The sequence below is a fragment of the Arcticibacter pallidicorallinus genome (assembly GCF_003002875.1).
In the GTDB taxonomy this organism is placed as follows: domain Bacteria; phylum Bacteroidota; class Bacteroidia; order Sphingobacteriales; family Sphingobacteriaceae; genus Arcticibacter; species Arcticibacter pallidicorallinus.
Genome location: NZ_PVTH01000006.1, coordinates 42,112 through 61,694, shown reverse-complemented (window position 1 = coordinate 61,694; position 19,583 = coordinate 42,112). Strand labels below are relative to the sequence as shown.

At 43.5% G+C, this 19,583-nt stretch carries 17 protein-coding genes; 5 read left to right on the top strand and 12 right to left on the bottom strand.

The window, feature by feature from the left end; genetic code table 11:
- Positions 1-125: 125 nt before the first annotated feature.
- From B0I27_RS11155 to rpsA, 3 genes are all read right to left on the bottom strand, one after another.
- Positions 126-1,064 (bottom strand): aspartate carbamoyltransferase catalytic subunit, encoded by a 939-nt coding sequence (locus B0I27_RS11155; protein WP_106293338.1) that lies wholly within the window; start codon positions 1,062-1,064, stop codon positions 126-128.
- Between the two features lie 42 nt (positions 1,065-1,106).
- Positions 1,107-1,652, bottom strand: a complete 546-nt coding sequence (gene pyrR, locus B0I27_RS11150) for a bifunctional pyr operon transcriptional regulator/uracil phosphoribosyltransferase PyrR (protein WP_106293337.1) — start codon at positions 1,650-1,652, stop codon at positions 1,107-1,109.
- Between the two features lie 95 nt (positions 1,653-1,747).
- Positions 1,748-3,706 carry a 30S ribosomal protein S1 gene (gene rpsA / locus B0I27_RS11145; protein WP_106293336.1) on the bottom strand — a complete coding sequence of 653 codons (1,959 nt, stop codon included), beginning with the start codon at positions 3,704-3,706 and terminating at the stop codon, positions 1,748-1,750.
- A 169-nt stretch (positions 3,707-3,875) separates the two neighbouring features.
- Here rpsA and B0I27_RS11140 point away from each other — a divergent pair, with 169 nt between their 5' ends.
- Complete coding sequence (locus tag B0I27_RS11140) at positions 3,876-4,076, top strand: hypothetical protein (protein ID WP_106293335.1); 201 nt, start codon at positions 3,876-3,878, stop codon at positions 4,074-4,076.
- Between the two features lie 81 nt (positions 4,077-4,157).
- Here B0I27_RS11140 and cmk read toward each other — a convergent pair whose 3' ends face one another.
- The 3 genes from cmk to lon form a co-directional block, all read right to left on the bottom strand.
- Complete coding sequence (gene cmk, locus B0I27_RS11135; RefSeq protein ID WP_106293334.1) at positions 4,158-4,832, bottom strand: (d)CMP kinase; 675 nt, start codon at positions 4,830-4,832, stop codon at positions 4,158-4,160.
- 79 nt (positions 4,833-4,911) lie between these two features.
- Positions 4,912-5,871, bottom strand: coding sequence for a lipid A deacylase LpxR family protein (locus tag B0I27_RS11130; protein ID WP_106293333.1), 960 nt, complete (start codon positions 5,869-5,871; stop codon positions 4,912-4,914).
- A 406-nt stretch (positions 5,872-6,277) separates the two neighbouring features.
- Entirely contained in the window at positions 6,278-8,731 is a 2,454-nt protein-coding gene (lon, locus tag B0I27_RS11125) for an endopeptidase La (protein WP_106293332.1), read from the bottom strand.
- Between the two features lie 275 nt (positions 8,732-9,006).
- Here lon and B0I27_RS11120 point away from each other — a divergent pair, with 275 nt between their 5' ends.
- The gene (locus tag B0I27_RS11120; RefSeq protein WP_106293331.1) at positions 9,007-9,648 is read left to right on the top strand and encodes a tetratricopeptide repeat protein; all 642 of its coding nucleotides are present in this window, start codon (positions 9,007-9,009) and stop codon (positions 9,646-9,648) included.
- Between the two features lie 51 nt (positions 9,649-9,699).
- On the opposite strand, the gene B0I27_RS11115 is transcribed toward B0I27_RS11120, so the two are convergent.
- Together B0I27_RS11115 and gpmI are read right to left on the bottom strand one after the other, a co-directional pair.
- Positions 9,700-10,236, bottom strand: coding sequence for a hypothetical protein (locus tag B0I27_RS11115; RefSeq protein ID WP_106293330.1), 537 nt, complete (start codon positions 10,234-10,236; stop codon positions 9,700-9,702).
- Positions 10,223-11,743 carry a 2,3-bisphosphoglycerate-independent phosphoglycerate mutase gene (gpmI, locus tag B0I27_RS11110; protein ID WP_106293329.1) on the bottom strand — a complete coding sequence of 507 codons (1,521 nt, stop codon included), beginning with the start codon at positions 11,741-11,743 and terminating at the stop codon, positions 10,223-10,225. Before gpmI ends, B0I27_RS11115 begins: the two co-directional genes overlap by 14 nt.
- Before the next feature lie 113 nt (positions 11,744-11,856).
- On the opposite strand from gpmI, the gene nadC reads away from it, so the two are divergent.
- Genes nadC through B0I27_RS11095 form a run of 3 tightly spaced genes read left to right on the top strand, consistent with a single transcriptional unit; the run spans position 11,857 to position 14,243 of the window.
- On the top strand, positions 11,857-12,708 hold the full coding sequence (gene nadC / locus B0I27_RS11105; RefSeq protein WP_106293328.1) for a carboxylating nicotinate-nucleotide diphosphorylase: 852 nt from the start codon (positions 11,857-11,859) through the stop codon (positions 12,706-12,708).
- Between the two features lie 60 nt (positions 12,709-12,768).
- Positions 12,769-13,419 (top strand): glycerol-3-phosphate 1-O-acyltransferase PlsY, encoded by a 651-nt coding sequence (plsY, locus tag B0I27_RS11100; protein WP_106293327.1) that lies wholly within the window; start codon positions 12,769-12,771, stop codon positions 13,417-13,419.
- Positions 13,420-13,454: 35 nt separating this feature from the next.
- The gene (locus B0I27_RS11095) at positions 13,455-14,243 is read left to right on the top strand and encodes a M48 family metallopeptidase (RefSeq protein ID WP_106293326.1); all 789 of its coding nucleotides are present in this window, start codon (positions 13,455-13,457) and stop codon (positions 14,241-14,243) included.
- Between the two features lie 3 nt (positions 14,244-14,246).
- On the opposite strand, the gene pabB is transcribed toward B0I27_RS11095, so the two are convergent.
- From pabB to B0I27_RS11075, 4 genes are read right to left on the bottom strand one after another with little or no spacing between them, the layout of a single operon-like run.
- Positions 14,247-15,515 carry an aminodeoxychorismate synthase component I gene (gene pabB / locus B0I27_RS11090; RefSeq protein WP_106293325.1) on the bottom strand — a complete coding sequence of 423 codons (1,269 nt, stop codon included), beginning with the start codon at positions 15,513-15,515 and terminating at the stop codon, positions 14,247-14,249.
- 12 nt (positions 15,516-15,527) lie between these two features.
- Positions 15,528-16,802, bottom strand: a complete 1,275-nt coding sequence (locus tag B0I27_RS11085) for an adenylosuccinate synthase (protein ID WP_106293324.1) — start codon at positions 16,800-16,802, stop codon at positions 15,528-15,530.
- A gap of 17 nt (positions 16,803-16,819) precedes the next feature.
- Positions 16,820-17,293, bottom strand: a complete 474-nt coding sequence (locus B0I27_RS11080) for a Fur family transcriptional regulator (RefSeq protein WP_106293323.1) — start codon at positions 17,291-17,293, stop codon at positions 16,820-16,822.
- Positions 17,294-17,351: 58 nt separating this feature from the next.
- The gene (locus B0I27_RS11075) at positions 17,352-19,583 is read right to left on the bottom strand and encodes a RelA/SpoT family protein (protein WP_106293322.1); all 2,232 of its coding nucleotides are present in this window, start codon (positions 19,581-19,583) and stop codon (positions 17,352-17,354) included.

Sequence of the window (19,583 nt, the reverse complement as noted above, 5' to 3'; positions counted from 1 at the left end):
TTGCACACAATAGATGTTAACAAATGTGGAAATCTGCCAAAATTAACGTTTAAGCAGCGAATAGTAGTATATATTTACGAAAAGTATTTTCCCCGAAATGGGTGATCTATAATAACCGGGTCATCCTAAGGCTTTTGTCCTGCCAGGAGGTATAATACTGCCATGCGAATAGCTACGCCGTTTTCTACCTGATCGAGTATAATAGACTGTTTGCTATCAGCAACATCACTCGTTATTTCGACACCCCTGTTGATCGGTCCCGGGTGCATAATTACGATTTCTTTGTCCAGAGAATCCAGGATCTGCTTATTGACCCCATACATCATGGAGTATTCCCTTAATGAAGGGAAATATTTGATGTCCTGCCTCTCCATTTGTATACGAAGCATATTGGCTACGTCACACCAGTTCAGGGCCTTCATCAAGTCAAATTCAACCTTTACGCCCAGACTTTTTATGTATTTCGGAATCAGTGTCGTCGGTCCACAAACCATCACCTCAGCGCCAAGCATCTGCAGGCATAGAATATTAGACAAGGCAACACGGGAATGAAGAATATCACCAATAATGGCAACTTTCTTGCCTGCAACATCACCAAACTTCTCGCGAATGGAGAAAGCATCCAGCAGGGCCTGGGTAGGGTGCTCATGTGCACCATCCCCGGCGTTTACGATCTGAGCGTTCACCTTTTTACTCAAAAAGATGCCTGCTCCAGGGTAGGGGTGACGCATGACGATCATATCGACCTTCATCGCCAGGATGTTATTTACGGTGTCAATAAGTGTCTCACCTTTGCTTACCGAAGATGATGATGCCGCAAAGTTGATGGTATCGGCAGATAGTCTTTTCTGTGCGAGCTCAAAAGAAAGTCGCGTACGAGTGGAGTTTTCAAAAAAAACATTGGCTATAGTGACATCCCTGAGTGAGGGCACCTTTTTTATAGGCCTGTTTAAAACATCTTTAAAGGTATCAGCGGTTTCAAAGATCAGCTGGATATCGCGCTCGTTCAGATCTTTGATGCCAAGAAGATGTTTTGTACTTAAGCCCTTATAATTATCTGCCATGGATATGGTGTGTTTTTATCTGAATTTAACCTTAAAAAATCATTAGTCTTTATCAGACAGGAGGATGATCGTGTCTTCCTGATCTGTCTCTTTCCATGAAACAATCACACGTTGGGAGTTTATTGAGTCTACCCGTATTCCGATATAATCCGGTTCTATAGGCAGATCACGCGAAAACCGTCTATCAACCAGTACCAGGAGTTCCACCTTTTTAGGCCGGCCAAATGCCAGCATGGCATCCATAGCCGAGCGTATGGTACGCCCCGTCCAGAGTACGTCATCTACCAGAATAACCTTCTTTCCTTCAATAATAAAATCAATGCTGGTGGCATTAGGCAGGAGCGGAGCTTCTCGTCTGCGGAAGTCATCCCGGAAAAATGTGATATCCAGGTTGCCGTTCAGAATATTTGCCTGTGGTAAGATCTGCTGCAATTCGTAAGCAATCCTGTTCGCCAGATAAATACCCCTGGGCTGAATCCCAAGAATCACCGAATCTGAAAAGTCGTCATGATTTTCAATCAGCTGATGACACAGCCGCTTAATCGTAATCTGGAACTTTTGGCCGTCAAGCAGAGTTAGATTTTGCATGTTTTGATTTGGGCAAAAATAAAAAAAATAAACTATACTCATAAAAAAAGCCCCGCCGTATTTACGGCAGGGCTTTTTTATTAGAATGACTGTTATTATTCAGCTTCTTCGTCTGAAGGCTTAGACTGGCGTGCCTGACTTTCAGCACCTTCCATCTGTTGCTTCAATTGAGCCAATACACTAAGATCTCCTAATGTAGATTTTTCAACTGAATCTTTAACCTTCTTCACTGCACTTGAAGTAGCTTTCTGATCATTTTTCTTCTGAGAAACCTCAGCAGATCTAGCGTCAGAACGTGCATCTTCCCAGATACGTGAATGAGAAACTACGATACGTTTAGCATCCTTGCTGAATTCAATGATTTTAAATTCTGCAGTTTCTTCAGCCTTAAGCGCTTTTCCATCTTCTTTGATAGAATGCTTGCTTGGAGAGAAACCTTCTACTCCGTAAGGTAAAGCAACGATAGCTCCTTTTTCAGTAACCTTCAAAACAGTTCCTTCGTGGATTGAATCCATAGTGAAGATTGTTTCAAAAGTATCCCAAGGATTTTCTTCTAATTGCTTGTGACCCAGGCTCAGTTTACGGTTATCCTCATCAAGTTCAAGAACAACCACGTTAAGAACTTCACCTACCTTAGTAAATTCGTTCGGGTGGTTAACCTTCTTAGACCATGAAAGATCTGAAATGTGGATTAGTCCGTCGATACCTTCTTCGATCTCAACAAATACACCGAAGTTAGTCATGTTCTTAACAACAGCTGTGTGCTTGCTTCCGATTGGATATCTCTCAGCGATGTTCTGCCAAGGATCTGGAGTCAATTGTTTAATACCCAGGCTCATCTTACGCTCGTCGCGATCTAATGTTAATACCTGAGCTTCGATCTCATCACCAACCTTCAGGAATTCCTGAGGATTACGCAAGTTCTGAGACCATGACATTTCTGATACGTGGATCAGTCCTTCTACACCTGGAGTGATTTCAAGGAAAGCGCCGTAATCAGCAACAGTAACAATTTTACCTTTAACCTTAGAACCGATCTCGATTGTAGTATCAAGAGAAGCCCATGGGTGAGAAGTAAGTTGTTTTAAACCAAGGGCGATACGTTTTTTCTCATCATCAAAGTCAAGTACAACCACGTTGATCTTCTGATCAAGTGCCAATACTTCCTTCGGATGCTCGATACGACCCCATGAAATATCTGTAATGTGCAATAGTCCGTCAACGCCACCAAGGTCGATAAACACACCGAAATCAGTGATGTTTTTAACAGTTCCTTCAAGAACCTGACCTTTTTCAAGTTTAGCAACGATCTCTGTTTTTTGGTTCTCAAGATCGTCCTCAATAAGAACTTTGTGAGATACAACCACGTTTTTAAACTCGTGATTAATTTTCACAACCTTGAACTCCATAGTTTTACCTACATAGATATCGTAATCGCGGATCGGCTTGATGTCGATCTGAGATCCTGGAAGGAATGCTTCAACTCCCATGATATCCACGATAAGACCACCTTTAGTACGGCTTTTAACGAAACCGTTAATGATCGTGTCATTTTCCAAAGCTTCGTTGATGAGCTCCCATGACCGCTGAGTCTTAGCACGTTTACGTGAAAGAACCAATTGACCATTAGCGTCTTCCTGTGATTCTACAAATACGTCAACTGAATCGCCAACTTTCAAATCCGGAGTATCGCGGAATTCAGATAGTGAAACCATACCATCAGACTTAAATCCGATGTTCAATACTACGTCTTTGTTGTTAATCGATACAACAATACCTGAGATGATCTCACCTTTGCTGATCGAATTAAATGTTCCGGCATACAGTTGTTCAAGTTTGGCACGCTCTTCATCGCTGTAGTTACCAAATCCTTTTTCATCTGCATCCCAGTCAAAATCGCCGGCTGGCGTAATTAGGGTTTTAGACTTAATGTCTTCAATTGACAAAGAATCAGCTTCTGATTCAATGTTTTCTTTAACCGTGTTGGTTTCGTTGTCATGGAGTTCCGCTGATTTAGCTTGTAGCTCCTTTTCTGCTTCTTGTTTTTTGGCCATTAATTAATTTATCTCCTTTTCCCGATTTAAATCGGAATCGCAAAGGTAGGCAAGGTATTTTGATATTTAAAATTTATTTTACTGATTTTTAGGTATTTTCTAAGCAGGACTCAGGCTGAAACAATGGTCTTTCTAAACTGTTAGTTCTAGAACGTAATATCTATAGAATATGGAAAACCAAAATAAAGAAAATCCGATAAGAGAAAACAAGCCTTCGGGCAATAATGATGATCAGAAGATCACCAAAAAAAATGAAGATGACGCGTTTAAGACTTCAGATCGTGAGCACCGTCTGGGTTGGGAACAACCCAGTGAGGAGCAACAGCATGACGATGCAGGTGAGACGAATCTCAAAGACAGGTCGAAATAGAGCCGTTTGCTTCTAAAAAGAAATGCTTGATTGAACCTTCGCGAAGGCTTAATCAAGCATTTCCTGTATGTTATAATTTACTCAGACGTTGTGCGTATTCACCCGGTCAAGAACGAACTGAAGTTGTTCTTGCTCATTGAGCTCGGTATTGTCTAAAATAATCGCGTCATGCGCTCTAACCAGCGGACTCTCTTTTCTGGTCGTGTCAATGTAATCTCTATGAGCGATATTTTCAAAGACCTCTTCCATAGAGGTACTCTCTCCCTTAGCCAAAAGTTCCTTGTACCTGCGTTCTGCTCTGATCTTCGGGTCAGCAGTCATGAAGATTTTCACCGCCGCATCAGGAAAGACAATCGTTCCGATATCCCGCCCATCCATCACTACGTTCTTTGATCTTCCCATACGTTGCTGCTGTTTTACCAGCTCCTTACGTACAGACTTGATCGTACTGACTTCGCTTACCAGTTGTGATACGTCCATTCTTCTGATTTCTTCAGACACCTCCTCATTATTCAATGTGATATGCGTCTGATAGTCTCTTGAGTGGAAGTTAAGATGGATATTTTTCAACGCTTCCTTGATCTGCTCTTCATTATTCAGGTCGATACGGTTGCGCTGAAAATAAAGGGTAACCGCCCGATACATCGCCCCTGTATCAATATATATATAGTGTAGCTTTTTGGCCAGGGCTTTTGCGAGGGTGCTTTTACCACAGGAGGAATAACCGTCTATGGCAATTACAATGTTATTTGTCATCTATGCAAAGTTATTATTTAAAGGGAAACAGCTAAAATAATTCAACGATTCTAACATAACTGCCAGAGAAATCATCCCGCTATTTGCCGAAACTGTAATGAAGACTTGCGGAGCCATACTGGTGCGACTTTACCTGTGACCGGAGCTCCTTGGTTTTGAAAATCGCTGCAAAGCTCAGCATCCAGCGGGCCTGTGCATATTTGACACCCACTTCCTGACTGTAGACCAATCTGTTAGGCTTATATGTAACGGGTCCTTTATCATCCCGGAAGAGTCCGCCCTGAATGGTTGCGTCGTAAACCACCACTTGAAGTGTCGGTTGGGTATAAAAGAAGAACTCCTTGTGGGGAACTACCGATCCTTGTTGGTTAGAGATTCGGCTGCCTGAACTAACAGACTGAAAAAGTTCGTTGATATCACCGGCTCTGAACAGGATTCCGGCCGCGGCGCCAGTGAAGGTTGTACCGAGCGAAGCCTGGGTACTCAGGCTGAAGTCGGTAGTCGCTCCTGTACGCGCCAGCGGACGTTTGTATTCAAACAGGGCGTTAACACCCAACTCATTTTTTACCTGATATTGCCAGCCGTTGATTTCATAGAATCCTACTACATCATGCAGTAGTTCCTGCGCATCCTGCGCAAGCGAAGTTGGGCCGATGCTGCCAATATTTATACCTGCACTAAGATGTTCTCCTTCTCTGGTGAACCAGTTCATTTTTGCAGAACCATATAGGAAACCGGCAAAGGGTCGGTCAACATAGCTGATGTCGGGTACGGCTCCGGTCTGCGCGTTATAAATAGATTGTCCTAGTTCCGCTTCCCAGGTACGTTTGATAAACTTCCCGCTTGTATCGGTTTGTCGTATCGCGCGACTGTAGTTTATAAAGAGTCCGTTTGTATAGTATCTGTCTGAACCAAATCCGAGATAGGCATCGTTTTCTGTACGAAAACCGAAGCTGTTCTTGTAGTTATTTGTCTGTGCTGAAATCGACGATGCCATGAGCAGCATGAGCGCCACGGCTATTTGATTGAGTCTGGTCATATTGGATAAAAGGCAAATATGTAAATAAATTCAGGGTCAGCCCAGCCTTACTTGAATATTTCTGGTAAGTAGCACCGGCCTGTTTTATATTCTTACTGAAGGGATGTTTAAATGAAAGGACCATGGCCATATTGATGATAATGATAGGGGACTTTCTTAAGATCTCTTAAGGCGACCTTTATATGCGGGCGATATTAGGCTTACTTTCTGCCGGGATGAGTCCGACTTTAATAACGAAAAGTCGGACTCATCCCGGCTTTATATCCCCTTGAATGCCCCTTCATATAAAAGAGCGTTAAGCTCGGGCATCTGCTATGATTAATGCAGATTTAGAACTTTCTTCAACAAAAAAGGGGCTGATCATCTCTTTGATGATGCAGCCCCTTTTTCCGCGAGGTATGAATTCCTACGCTTCTTTTATAGTAAGATCGATTGGATCTTTAACTCTGTCTTCTGAAAGAGCAAGGTCAATTACCTGTTTCATTTCTGTAACGTAATGAAACCTCAGATCTTTAATATAGCTTTCTTTGATCTCCCGGATGTCTTTCTCATTGGACTTCGAAAGGATGATGTCCTTAATATTTGCACGCTTTGCAGCAAGGATCTTTTCTTTTATACCACCTACGGGAAGTACCTTACCTCTAAGAGTGATTTCACCAGTCATCGCCAAATGCTGTTTTACCTGGCGTTGAGTAAAAGCTGACGTAAGTGCAGTAAGCATCGTGATGCCCGCTGAAGGGCCGTCTTTTGGAGTCGCACCTGCAGGAACGTGAATGTGAATATCCCATAGATCAAACAAGCGATTGTCGATGCCGAACTTGCCAGCATGTGCCCGCAAATAGGCCATGGCTATGGTAGCCGACTCCTTCATTACATCGCCAAGATTCCCTGTCAGCGACATCTTGCCCTTGCCTGGGCTCAGGCTCGCTTCAATGAATAAAATGTCACCACCAACCTGTGTCCATGCAAGTCCGGTCACCACTCCAGCAACGTCATTGCCTTCATATAGATCCTTATCAAAAATAGGTGGGCCAAGAATAGTTTCGACATCATTCTTATTAAGGGCAGAGGTATACTCTGTTTCCATAGCGATCTTTGTCGCGATACCCCTTACCAGTGAGCCAATTTTCTTTTCCAAACCACGAACGCCGGACTCCCGGGTATAGTCTTCAATGATCTTCTCGATAACGGCCGGTTTAAGGGTTACATCCTTCTTGTTCAATCCGTGCTGATCGATCTGCTTCTGCAAAAGGTGTTGTTTGGCGATCTCAATTTTCTCTTCGATCGTATAGCCGTTCACCTCTATGATTTCCATACGGTCAAGTAAGGCGGGATGAATAGAGCTTAGCGAGTTTGCTGTTGCAATAAACATGACGTTCGACAGATCATAGTCAAGTTCTACATAATGATCATAGAAAGCGTTATTCTGCTCAGGATCCAGCACTTCAAGGAGTGCAGAAGAAGGGTCACCCCGGAAGTCGTTACCGACCTTGTCTATTTCGTCAAGCACAAAAACCGGATTGGATGTTCCTGCCTTCTTAAGCGACTGGATAATTCGGCCAGGCATTGCGCCGATATAAGTTTTTCTGTGACCCCTGATTTCAGCTTCGTCATGAACACCTCCAAGCGCAATACGAACATATTTTCTTCCCAGTGCACGGGCAATAGATTTACCCAATGACGTCTTTCCGACTCCAGGAGGGCCGGCCAGGCATAGGATGGGAGCCTTCATGTTTTGCTTCAGCTTCAGCACCGCCAGATACTCGATGATCCGTCGCTTTACTTTCTCCAGGCCGTAATGATCCTTATCGAGGATTTTCTCGGCCCGTTTGAGGTCAAAGTTATCTTTTGAAAATTCGTTCCAGGGAAGGTCGAGTATGAGTTCCAGATAGTTTACCTGGACGGAATAATCCGCAGCAGCGGGGTTCATTCTCCCCAGCTTTTCCAGTTCCTTGCCGAAATGCTGACCGATATCGGCGGGCCACTTCTTTTTTGCAGCGCGCTCGCGCAGATTTTCGAGTTCAAGATCGGGACTGTTGCCACCCAGTTCTTCCTGAATGGTTTTTAGCTGCTGGTTAAGAAAATAGTCTCTCTGTTGTTTGTCCAAATCGGTACGGACTTTCGACTGTATCTGGTTTTTGAGCTCCAGCATCTGAAGGTCAACGGTGAGGTGTTCCAGAACCAATGTAGCTCTTTCGTGCAGATTGGCGACTTCAAGCATTTTTTGCTTGACAGTAACGTCCGCATTCATATTCGACGATATGAAGTTGATCAGGAAAGAAGGACTTTCGATATTCTTTATGGCGATGCCCGCTTCGCTTGGAAGGTGCGGAGAAAGCTGGATGATCTGCATGGCCAGATCTTTGATGGAGCCGACCATAGCTTTGAACTGCTTGTCTGATTTCGGGCGAATTTCTTCAAACTTGACAATCGTAGCCTTCATATACGGTTCCACCTGAACTTCTTCATTCAGCTTGAAACGTTGTTTGCCCTGGATGATGACCGTGGTGCTGCCGTCAGGCATCTGAAGCATTTTGATAATCAAAGCAACGGTACCCACCTTGTTCAGTTGGTCAAACGTTGGATCCTCAACCGCAACATCTCTCTGTGATACCACTCCGATCGTACGGTCTCCTTTGTAAGCATCCTTAATGAGTTTGATGGATTTGTCCCTTCCAACAGTTATAGGAATAACGACCCCCGGAAATAACACTGTGTTCCTTAACGGCAATATTGACAGCATTTCCGGAGTATCTTCATTGTTCATTTCCTCCTCATCTTCCTGAGACATAAGCGGAAAGAACTCGGTATCTTCATTTATAATAGGTAATGAGTGATTAAAATCAAGGAGGTTATTCATTTATATCCCTTTTTAACGTCATTCTGACAGTGAATTATTAATTGAACTGGTATTTTTAAATAAGATACTATAGGTACAAGCCGTATGCCAAAAGTATTTAACTATCAGAAATCATACACGGGAGATCTTTTTTAAAACAAATTTTTGCGGATTACGCTTTTAATGGACATATATATACTCGATGACTTTGAGTATTTATATTTTGTAAATAGTAAAAATAGAAATAATATTACACCTCATTCGTTATAAGACGATCAGAACTTAAGTTTTTTAAAATGAAATTAATTGCATCAGTTTTTTCTTTTGTGTTTTTATTAGGCTCAGTAGCAAGTGCACAACAGAGTCAGGAAATTAAGAATAACAATGTTAAACAAGGACAGAAGGCCCTCATGGACGGTGATTTTAAGCAGGCAGTTGTTCATCTCGAAAAGGCTATCCCGGCCGAAGGTTCCAATCCTGACGTGCTTTATATGTTAGGATACTCATATTACCACTCTGGTAACTACAGCAAAGCAATAAGCACTTTTGGCCAGGTGGTTGGTCTTAAGCCGAATAACGTTTCAGCATACTATTACCGCGGTAAGGCAAGAAACGTGCTGGGAACGCAAATGAATTCCACATTATCCGCTACTGAAAAAGAAAAGCTTCTTTTGGCCTCTATAAGAGATTACAGCAAAGCCATCGAGCTCAATGCTGAGGATCAGAAGTTATATCAGAACCGTGCGATTGCTTATCGTGATTATGGTATTTTAAAGGGACAGAAGATTCCTAAGTTCTATGATAAAGCTGCGGCTTCCAACTCTTTCAAATCATGTATCGGGGATCTTCAGAAGGTATTGGATGCGAATCCTGGTAGAAAGGATATAACAGATGAGATGAAGAAGGCGAAGGTTTATATGGCTAATTTAGACAGATAAATCCACATCAAGATATTCTTCTAAAAAATAAAACCCTGGGCTCAGACGAGTTCAGGGTTTTATTTTGCCGTTTATTTTGTAGGTATTGTTTCCGAGTCCTCTGACGTCCTGTTCCTTTTTAATAGAGTAGAGGGAGTCTGGGTAGTACTTGAGCGTCTCGGAAGACGTATAGATTTCGTTATTGACCCGGCTGTTGATTTCAATGGCGGAAATCTTTCTTCCGGATCGCTCTATGCTAATCTTTCTCACCTTGAGGCTGGTATCAAGTGCGGTGTAGCTCGTTACGTTTTTTTCTTTTTTTACGGCATAACTGTTTTTCCAGGACGGCTTGTTGATATCGGAGGAAATGAATAGGTCCAGCTCCTTTTTCCAGTCGGTAATTTTGACTTCTTGCTCCTCAATCTTTCCATTGTGATCTACCTGCTTTAACACGCCCTGATCCTTGCGGTTCAAACGTTCTGCCTCAGTAGTAAAAAAGCCCCCGATATCAAAAAAAGTATTCTGATTATCCGGAGCTTTTTTATCTCCTGTACACGATGTCGCGTACAGAAGAATGAATGTTGTAAAAACTTGTCTATATAAGGACATTACCAGTCATTTTTTCAGGAATAGGGACCCCCAGAAGACGCAGGACGGTAGGCGCAATATCTCCCAGTTTTCCATCAGCCACTTTCGTGCAATCTTTATCGATAAGAATGCAAGGAACCAGGTTCGTGGTATGAGCAGTGTTAACAGATCCGTCTTCGTTGACCATGTAATCAGCGTTACCATGGTCTGCGATAATGATGAATGAGTATCCATTCTTCAAACCACACTCTACGACGTCTTTGAGACAGCTATCAACCGTTTCAACAGCCTTAACTACTGCCGAGAAGACACCTGTATGGCCTACCATATCCGGATTCGCGAAGTTGAGGCATATGAAGTCTGGCTTTCCTTCGGGGATTTCTTCGCAAATGGCGTCTCTGATGCCCAGAGCACTCATCTCTGGTTGCAGGTCATAAGTTGCCACTTTCGGCGAAGGAACTAATAAGCGTTTTTCACCAACGAAGGGTGTTTCTTTACCTCCGGAGAAGAAAAATGTCACGTGTGGATATTTTTCCGTCTCGGCAATTCTTACCTGAGTTTTGTTATTATTCTCCAGCACCTCACCTAAAGTTTCCGAAAGGTCGTCCTTTGTGAATATCGTTTGAACACCTTTGAATGTATCATCGTAAGTGGTCATGGTAACATACCGAAGATTTAGAGGTACCATGTCATAATCAGGGAATGCTTTTTGAGTCAGCGCTACAGTGATTTCACGGCCTCTGTCTGTTCTGAAGTTGAAGCATATGACGACATCGCCCTCTTTGATGCGGGTAATAGGCGCACCGAACTCATCAACCTTAATTGTGGGTTTGATAAACTCGTCTGTAATGCCTTCTGCATAAGACTCCTCCAGGGAAGCAATTAGATCCTGCGTATGTGAGCCGGTTCCGTGAACAAGAAGATCATAAGCTTGCTTCACACGTTCCCATCTGTTGTCGCGATCCATTGCGTAGTACCGGCCGATAAGAGAAGCGATCTGTACCTGTGAATCTGCTGTGTAATCAAGCAGGTCCTTAATATATGCTCTTCCTCCGTTAGGGTCTGTGTCACGTCCGTCAGTGAAGGCGTGCAGGAATACACCCGGGACTGCAGCGGCCTTTGCGGCATCGCATAATCCTTTAATATGTTTAATATGTGAATGAACACCACCGTCAGATACAAGTCCGATCAGATGTACATTCTTATTTTCCGCGATAGCGTATTTAAAAGCGTCCTGAATAACCGGGTTCGTGTTGAACTCCAGATCGTCAACGGCTTTATGAATTCTTCCAAGTTCCTGATACACCACGCGACCTGCGCCGAGGTTCATGTGTCCAACTTCTGAATTCCCCATTTGCCCTGCGGGTAAACCAACAGCGACGCCTGAAGCTTCGAGCTTAGAATTTGGATACGTTTCTATAAGGTGATCGAAGAAGGGTGTTTTTGCTGCTATGATCGCGTTGGAAGCATCAGCCTTGCCATAGCCCCAACCATCAAGAATTATAAGTGCTACTTTTTTATTTTCCACAGAACAAATATAGGCTTGAATAATTAGTATGCAAAGTGAGCTGAATCATATTATTATGTTTTGTAGGATAACAAAACGATAATTTTAATGTATTTGTTAATTTAGCGGACTTTATGAAAGAATACGAAGATTTACTTGACCAATTCATCACAAACGCCCTTTTAGAAGATATTGGATCGGGCGACCATACATCGCTCGCTACAATTCCGGGAGAAAAGCAGGGAGCAGCCCGCTTAATAATTAAAGAGGAGGGGGTTTTGGCCGGGGTTGAAGTGGCGCTGGCAATCTTTCAGCGTGTTGATCCAAAATTAGCAGTTACGGTTCATATCGAAGACGGGGCAAAAGTCTCTTATGGGGATATCGCCCTCACGGTAAAGGGAAATGTGTATTCTATTCTTACCGCAGAGCGCCTGGTTTTAAATACCATGCAGAGAATGAGTGGTATAGCCTCTACAACCTCGAGGATCGTGTCAAGACTGGAAGGTACCGGTACGCGCGTACTTGACACCAGAAAGACGACTCCTAATTTGAGATTTTTGGAAAAAAAGGCTGTTGAAATTGGAGGAGGAGTGAATCATCGCTTTGGGTTGTACGACATGATCCTGATTAAGGATAATCATGTTGACTACGCAGGTGGCATAAAGAATGCTTTAACGGCCACCCGTGAGTATTTAAAGAAAAACTCGTTGTCACTAGAGGTCGAAATTGAAGTAAGAAATCTAGTGGAGCTGGAAGAAGTGATGGAAGCGGGAGGGGCAGACAGAATTCTTCTAGATAATTTTAAATATGACGATCTCAAGAAGGCTGTCAAAATGATCGGTGGTAAGTACGCTACGGAAGCTTCGGGCGGTATTGTGGAAGAGGAAATAGCACATTATGCAGCATGCGGCGTCGATTTTATTTCAATGGGTGCACTTACTCATTCTGTTAAGAGTTTGGATATGAGTTTGAAAGCTATTAGTTAGCTGTCGAACTAAAACAATAGAGCCAATTAATTCTTGATAATTAGTATTATTGCATACTGAATGATATCCATATATTCTATTGCAGCTATTTTCGCTGCTTATCTTTTTGGATCGGTTCCCAGTGCGGTCTGGATCGGACAAGCTTTTTACGGGATCGACGTTCGTGAGTACGGAAGCGGAAATGCAGGCGCCACAAATACGTTTAGGGTACTGGGAACTAAGGCCGGCATTACGGTGATGGTTCTGGACATTTTAAAAGGATTCACCGCCACGAATCTGGCTTACTTCATAGGGCTTTCCATTACAGGACCTCATAACTCGGTGCAATTTGTAAATTATCAGCTCGCCCTCGGTATCACAGCAGTGATGGGACACTTGTTTCCTATTTTTGCCGGATTCAGAGGCGGTAAGGGAATCGCTACCTTGTTTGGGATGGTGTTAGCAGTACATTTTCAGGCTTCTGTAGTCTGTGTTTCGGTGTTTTTAACCGTGCTGATGCTAACCAGGTATGTGTCCCTGAGCTCGATCATTGCGGGATTCTCGTTTCCGTTAAGCATTATATTTATTTTTCATTCGCCGCTCCGGTCTATCGTTTTGTATGGAATGTGCATCTGCGTGCTGATTCTGATAACACATCAGAAAAACATCGAAAGACTGCTAAAAGGGAAGGAATCCAAGATAAATATGTTCAAAAAGAAAACCGCCGTATAGTTTTTTTGTTGCATTGAGAAATCACACACAAGGTTATGAAAAGAATAAAAACCCCATTTACTTTTATACTTATAGCCGTATTAGCGGCATGCTCTACTGTTCCATTGACCGGAAGAAGACAACTAAATCTGGCGAATTCACAGGAAATTCAGACACAATCGGTGCAAGCCTATCGTGAGTTTCTTAAGGATCCGAAAAATGTAGTCGTGACGTCAGGTGCGGATGCACAGCGTGTAAAACAGGTAGGTAGTAAGATTGCCGCTGCAATCGACCGATATCTGCGTGAGAACGGGTACGCGAACCAATATAATTTTACCTGGGAGTTCAACCTGGTAAAGAGCAATGATATTAATGCCTGGTGCATGCCGGGTGGTAAGGTAGCGGTTTACACCGGAATTTTACCAGTAACTCAAACCGAGGCAGGTTTAGCAACCGTTATGGGGCATGAAATTGCGCATGCTATAGCCAGACACTCTGAGGAGCGTTATTCTCAAACCTTGGGTGCTCAGGCTCTGGGAGGAGTTGTAGGTGCAGCAACTGGTTCTGAAGGTATTTCGCAACTTTATGGTCTGGGCGGTCAGCTGGCGCTTCTAAAATACGGCAGAAGTCAGGAGTCGGAAGCCGATCGTTTGGGACTTATATTTATGGCGATGGCCGGATATAACCCAAGCAACGCAGTATCTTTCTGGCAACGCATGGCTTCGGCTAAGCAGAACAACGGGGCAACTCCGGAATTCCTGAGTACGCACCCTAGCGACGCCACGCGTATCAACGATATTCAAAAGCGCTTACCTGAAGCGATGAAGTATTATACAGGCAAATAATCACTATTGGCCTAAAACATCTAACATAGCCTTTGCTTTAAGCATGCATTCCTTGTATTCAAGTTCTGCATCTGAAGCAAAGGTTATTGCACTACCTACCTGAAATGAAAGATACTGATTGGTCTGGTTGTAAATCAGGCTTCTGATCACCACATTAAAATCGAAGTCTTTTTCCACAGTAAAATAGCCTACAGCGCCTGAATAGATGCCTCTTTTAGTCTCTTCAAATTGCTCAATAAGCTCCATGGAGCGAACCTTCGGGGCACCGGTCATTGATCCCATAGGGAATGCATCTTTGATGATAGAAACGACGCTGGTGTCGTCGGACACTTTAGATGTTACCGTCGATATCATCTGATGTACTTGTTGGAATGAATAAATTTTGCAAAGTTCTTCAACCTTTACGGTCCCAGGTATTGCCGATTTGGTCAGGTCATTTCTGACGAGATCTACAATCATGATATTTTCGGCAAGTTCCTTATCATTTTCCAGTAACGTGCGCTTAAGCTCTTCATCCTCTTTCTGATCCGCTCCGCGCGCAGCCGTTCCTTTGATGGGCTGTGATATCACTTTCGCTCCGATTTTTTTCATGAAGCGCTCGGGGGATGAGGACATGATGTACTTGTCGCGCAGCTTAAAGAAGGAGGAAAAGGGTGCGGGCGACAGTCGATTTAGTTGGATAAAAGCCGTAAGTGGATCGATATCTGCGTCCTCAGAAAAGAACTGCTGACAGAAGTTCATCTCGTAAATATCGCCTCTCCGAATGTGCTCCCTGATTCTATTTACTTTTTGGATATATGATTCCCTTGAAATGCTGGATTGCATTTTGCCATCAAAGTTTAACTTTCGCGTTATTGGTTTGACCGCGTTGATCTTCTCAAACAAAGAGGGAGTGTCTGAAAGGATCTCGACCGTATTGTCTTTTATCAATAAGAGATGCTGGGGCACGAAAAAGTACATATCCGGAAAATGGAGCCTGTCGGGATTAGACGAGTTCAGGTCTTCAAGCTCATTTTTTACGTCATAGCAAATGAATCCGGGGGTAAAGGCCGCGTTCTCGTTCAGGAAATCACTCAATCCGCTGAAAGTGTCGTCACTTGTGGGTACAAACTCTTTTTTTACGCCTGCAGCAATAATAGCAGTATAACTCGAGTAACGGTCTTTGTACTCATTGGAATCAAAAAAACAAGCCACTTCGAATGAAGTGGCCCATTGCAAAGCTTTACGCTTAAATTCGGATATACTATCAAGAATACAATCCACAGATTGCATAATCAGAATACTTTAGTTTAAAACCAGAGTCTGAACACGGTCGGGACCGACAGAAAGGTACTTTACCGGTACTCCGACATGCTGCTCTATATACTTGACGTAAGCAGAAAGTCTCTCAGGAATCTCCTCTATGGTCTTGATACCTGTCAGATCCTCATTCCATCCTGGGATTTCTTCGAGGATCGGCTTCGCAGGAACACTGCAGATATCATAAGGCATATAATCGATCGTTTCGCCATTGTAATCGTAATGTGTACAAGCGTAGATCTTATCAAAGCCACTCAGTACGTCTGCTTTGGTCATAACCAGCTCTGTCACTCCGTTCAGCATGACTGCGTATCTAAGAGCAGGAATATCAATCCATCCACATCTTCTCGGTCTTCCGGTAGTTGCACCAAATTCATGTCCGATCTGACGAAGCTGTTCGCCTGTCTCATCGAATAATTCGGTAGGGAAGGGGCCACTGCCGACCCGGGTACAATATGCTTTAAATATCCCGATTACTGAACCGATCTTTTGCGGAGCAATACCCAAGCCTGTGCAAGCTCCGGCAGCTGTCGTGTTTGAAGAAGTAACAAAGGGATAAGAACCGAAATCAACATCCAACATCGCGCCCTGAGCTCCTTCAGCAAGAACAGTCTTGCCTTCCTGCAGGTATTGGTTCACGAAATGCTCGCTATCGACCATTGGAATAGATTTCAGGTACTCTATCGCATCAAAGAAAGTCTTTTCTTTTTCGGAAAAGTCAGGGATCTCTCCATAATGGGAAAGAATGGATTTATGCTTAGCGACGAGTTTGTCATAGCGTTCCTTAAAGTCAGGTAGTTGGGCATCACCTACACGGAGTCCGTTACGGCCTGTTTTGTCCATGTAAGTAGGGCCAATTCCTTTCAGTGTAGAACCAATTTTGTCTTCGCCCATTTTGCTTTCAGACGCTGCGTCAAGAAGCTGATGTGTAGGCAGGATCAAATGAGCTTTACGCGCAATAACCAGCTTTTTAGCGGCTACAGGGTCGAACCCACTTGTTTTAAGATTGTCCAGTTCACGCTTTAAAATTATAGGATCTATGACCACACCATTTCCGATCAGATTCATCGTCTTTGCGTTGAAGATGCCGGAAGGAATAGTGTTCAATACATATTTTTGATTGTCGAACTCCAGGGTGTGCCCTGCGTTCGGTCCGCCCTGAAATCTTGCGATCAGATCGTAATTTTGACTAAGGACATCAACGATTTTTCCTTTGCCTTCGTCGCCCCATTGGAGGCCTAAAAGTACATCAACTGCCATGAGTGATTGTGGTAATATTAATTTTTAGAATATGAATCACAGTATCCTTCCTTTAGTTTGGAACAGTTACCGTAAAGATTAAGTGAATGATGCTTGATTTCAAATTTCAGAAGGTCTCCCATCATACTTTGAATTTGTCCGATACGTGGATCACAGAATTCGACTACTTTTCCGCAGTCTATGCAAATGATATGATCATGTTGCTTGTAACCGTAAGATTTCTCAAACTGAGCCATGTTCTTGCCAAACTGGTGTTTGGTAACCAGGTCGCATGATACGAGGAGTTCCAGGGTATTGTACACCGTCGCGCGGCTGACCCTGTACTTCTTGTTTTTCATATGGATGTATAACGACTCGACATCGAAATGGTCGTTACGTGAATAGATTTCTTCAAGAATGGCAAAACGCTCAGGGGTTCTCCTTAGACTTTTATTTTCAAGGTAAGCCTCAAAAATCTTTTTAACCATTGCTATAGTTTCTTGTAAAGGCATATTCTTTTTAGACTCAGCGTTCAAATTTATCCAAAATATTAACAAAACTTAAATTTCTTTACGATGCCTTAGTAATGTTACGCGGTTCAGAGTCAAATCGTGTTACTGCGGTGACGCCTTTAACCTGTTTCAGTTTTCGGATCAGGTTTTCGAGATGGTGGGTGTCGTTGACATATACCATAATGGAGCCTTCAAAAATGCCTTCGTTGCTATCTACGGTAATCGATCTCATGTTGACTTTAAAGTCGTTTGAGATAACCGTGGTTAATTTGTTGATCAGGCCAACTTCATCTATGCCGGTGATTCTTAGGCCGGTCAGGAACGCAAGTTCTTTTTGGGAAGTCCATTTGGCCTTTACAACACGGTAGCCATAATTTGCCATTAGCTTGGTTGCATTCGGACAGTTTGTGCGGTGAATTTTGATGCCGTCATTAACGGTTATAAATCCAAACACGTCGTCTCCCGGGATAGGATTGCAGCAGTTTGATAGCTTGTAATCAATCTTTTGCAGGTCTTCACCAATGAGTAAGGTATCACTCTCCTTGGCTTTTACCTTGTTCATAATGCCCTCCAGCTGGGTGGCAGCAATCCTTTCAGGAGTACGGCTCTCCACTACCTTTTCAGACGCCTGGAACTCTTTCAGGTTTTTCAGGTCGATACCGCCTTTTGCGATCGTATAGAATAGGTCAAGCGTATTGTTAAACTTGAAGTAGAACGCTATTTTATGGATGTTTTCGGTGTTGTAGGTGATCTTCAGAGACTTTAGCTTTCTCTCAAGAATTTCTTTCCCTTCTTCCGCAACGCGGCGCTTCTCTTCCTTAAGCGAAGATTTGATCTTGGACTTAGCCTTCGCTGTAACCACGAAATTCAGCCAGTCTTCTTTGGGCGATTGCTTACTTGAGGTGATAATTTCAACCTGATCTCCGTTCTGAAGCTTGTGAGATAGCGGTACCAGCTTATGGTTAACCTTGGCACCAATACATCTGATACCGATATCGGAATGAATCTCAAACGCAAAGTCAAGTGCTGTAGCATCCAACGGTAGCTGCATTAACGCACCCTTTGGGGTAAAGATGAAAATCTCGTCCGAAAACAGGTTCATCTTGAAGTCGTCCAGAAAGTCGAGGGCGTTTGACTCCGGATTTTTCAGAAGCTCGCGCACTTTTTGGATCCAAAGATCCAGTCCGCTGTCGGCTGATGATTCTTTGTACTTCCAATGTGCGGCGAATCCTTTCTCCGCAATCTCGTTCATTCGTTGTGTTCTGATCTGTACTTCTACCCATTGACCTTTGGGGCCCATTACAGTGGTGTGCAATGATTCATAACCGTTGGCCTTGGGCGAAGAAACCCAGTCGCGCAGCCGGTCGGGGTTGGGTCTGTAAAGGTCAGTAACGATGGAATAAGCTTTCCATGCATCTGCCTTTTCAGTTTCGGGTTTGCTGTCGAGAATAATCCGGATCGCGAAAAGGTCATAGACTTCTTCAAAGGGAACTCCCTTTTTACGCATTTTGTTCCAGATGGAGTGGATGGATTTGGGTCTTCCGTATACGTCGGCATTCAGACCCTGCGCAGCAAGTATATCTTTGATCGGTCCGGCGAATTCTTTTATGTAAGATTCCCGTTCCGCTTTTTTCTCGTTCAATTTTCTGGCAACGAACTTGTACGTTTCTCTCTCCGTGTACTTCATGGAAAGGTCTTCCAGTTCGGATTTCATGGCGTACAGACCGAGGCGGTGTGCCAGGGGTGCATACAGATAGATCGTTTCAGATGAGATCTTCAGCTGCTTGTCGCGCGGCATGTGGTCCATCGTGCGCATATTGTGCAGACGGTCCGCTAGTTTTATGAGGATCACCCTGACGTCGTCGGCCAGAGTGAGCAACATTTTGCGAAAATTTTCCGCCTGTAAGGAGCTGTTATAATCGAATACTCCGGAAATTTTAGTGAGCCCGTCAATGATCTTGGCTACCTTTTTTCCGAACTCGCGTTCAATATCTTCGAGGGTAATGGCTGTATCTTCGACAACATCATGTAAAAGCGCACACACGATAGAGGTTGTGCCGAGGCCAATCTCCTGTGCGGCGATCTGGGCAACCGCAATGGGGTGGTAGATATAAGGCTCACCCGATTTCCTCCGCATATCTTTGTGACTATCCAAGGCAAGATCAAAAGCCTGTCTTATCAGCCTTTTATCGCCCTTTTGCATGGTAGGCTTGCAAGCTTTTAATAGGGCTCTGTAACGCTTAAGAATTTCGTTCTTCTCCGCTTCAATATCTATCACCAATTCGTTCAT

Coding starts and splice junctions, on each gene's coding strand:
- B0I27_RS11155 (WP_106293338.1), bottom strand. CDS start 1,064: ATGGCAGATAATTATAAGGGCTTAAGTACAAAACATCTTCTTGGCATC.
- pyrR (WP_106293337.1), bottom strand. CDS start 1,652: ATGCAAAATCTAACTCTGCTTGACGGCCAAAAGTTCCAGATTACGATT.
- rpsA (WP_106293336.1), bottom strand. CDS start 3,706: ATGGCCAAAAAACAAGAAGCAGAAAAGGAGCTACAAGCTAAATCAGCG.
- B0I27_RS11140 (WP_106293335.1), top strand. CDS start 3,876: ATGGAAAACCAAAATAAAGAAAATCCGATAAGAGAAAACAAGCCTTCG.
- cmk (WP_106293334.1), bottom strand. CDS start 4,832: ATGACAAATAACATTGTAATTGCCATAGACGGTTATTCCTCCTGTGGT.
- B0I27_RS11130 (WP_106293333.1), bottom strand. CDS start 5,871: ATGACCAGACTCAATCAAATAGCCGTGGCGCTCATGCTGCTCATGGCA.
- lon (WP_106293332.1), bottom strand. CDS start 8,731: ATGAATAACCTCCTTGATTTTAATCACTCATTACCTATTATAAATGAA.
- B0I27_RS11120 (WP_106293331.1), top strand. CDS start 9,007: ATGAAATTAATTGCATCAGTTTTTTCTTTTGTGTTTTTATTAGGCTCA.
- B0I27_RS11115 (WP_106293330.1), bottom strand. CDS start 10,236: ATGTCCTTATATAGACAAGTTTTTACAACATTCATTCTTCTGTACGCG.
- nadC (WP_106293328.1), top strand. CDS start 11,857: ATGAAAGAATACGAAGATTTACTTGACCAATTCATCACAAACGCCCTT.
- plsY (WP_106293327.1), top strand. CDS start 12,769: ATGATATCCATATATTCTATTGCAGCTATTTTCGCTGCTTATCTTTTT.
- B0I27_RS11095 (WP_106293326.1), top strand. CDS start 13,455: ATGAAAAGAATAAAAACCCCATTTACTTTTATACTTATAGCCGTATTA.
- pabB (WP_106293325.1), bottom strand. CDS start 15,515: ATGCAATCTGTGGATTGTATTCTTGATAGTATATCCGAATTTAAGCGT.
- B0I27_RS11085 (WP_106293324.1), bottom strand. CDS start 16,802: ATGGCAGTTGATGTACTTTTAGGCCTCCAATGGGGCGACGAAGGCAAA.
- B0I27_RS11080 (WP_106293323.1), bottom strand. CDS start 17,293: ATGCCTTTACAAGAAACTATAGCAATGGTTAAAAAGATTTTTGAGGCT.
- B0I27_RS11075 (WP_106293322.1), bottom strand. CDS start 19,583: ATGAACGAATTGGTGATAGATATTGAAGCGGAGAAGAACGAAATTCTT.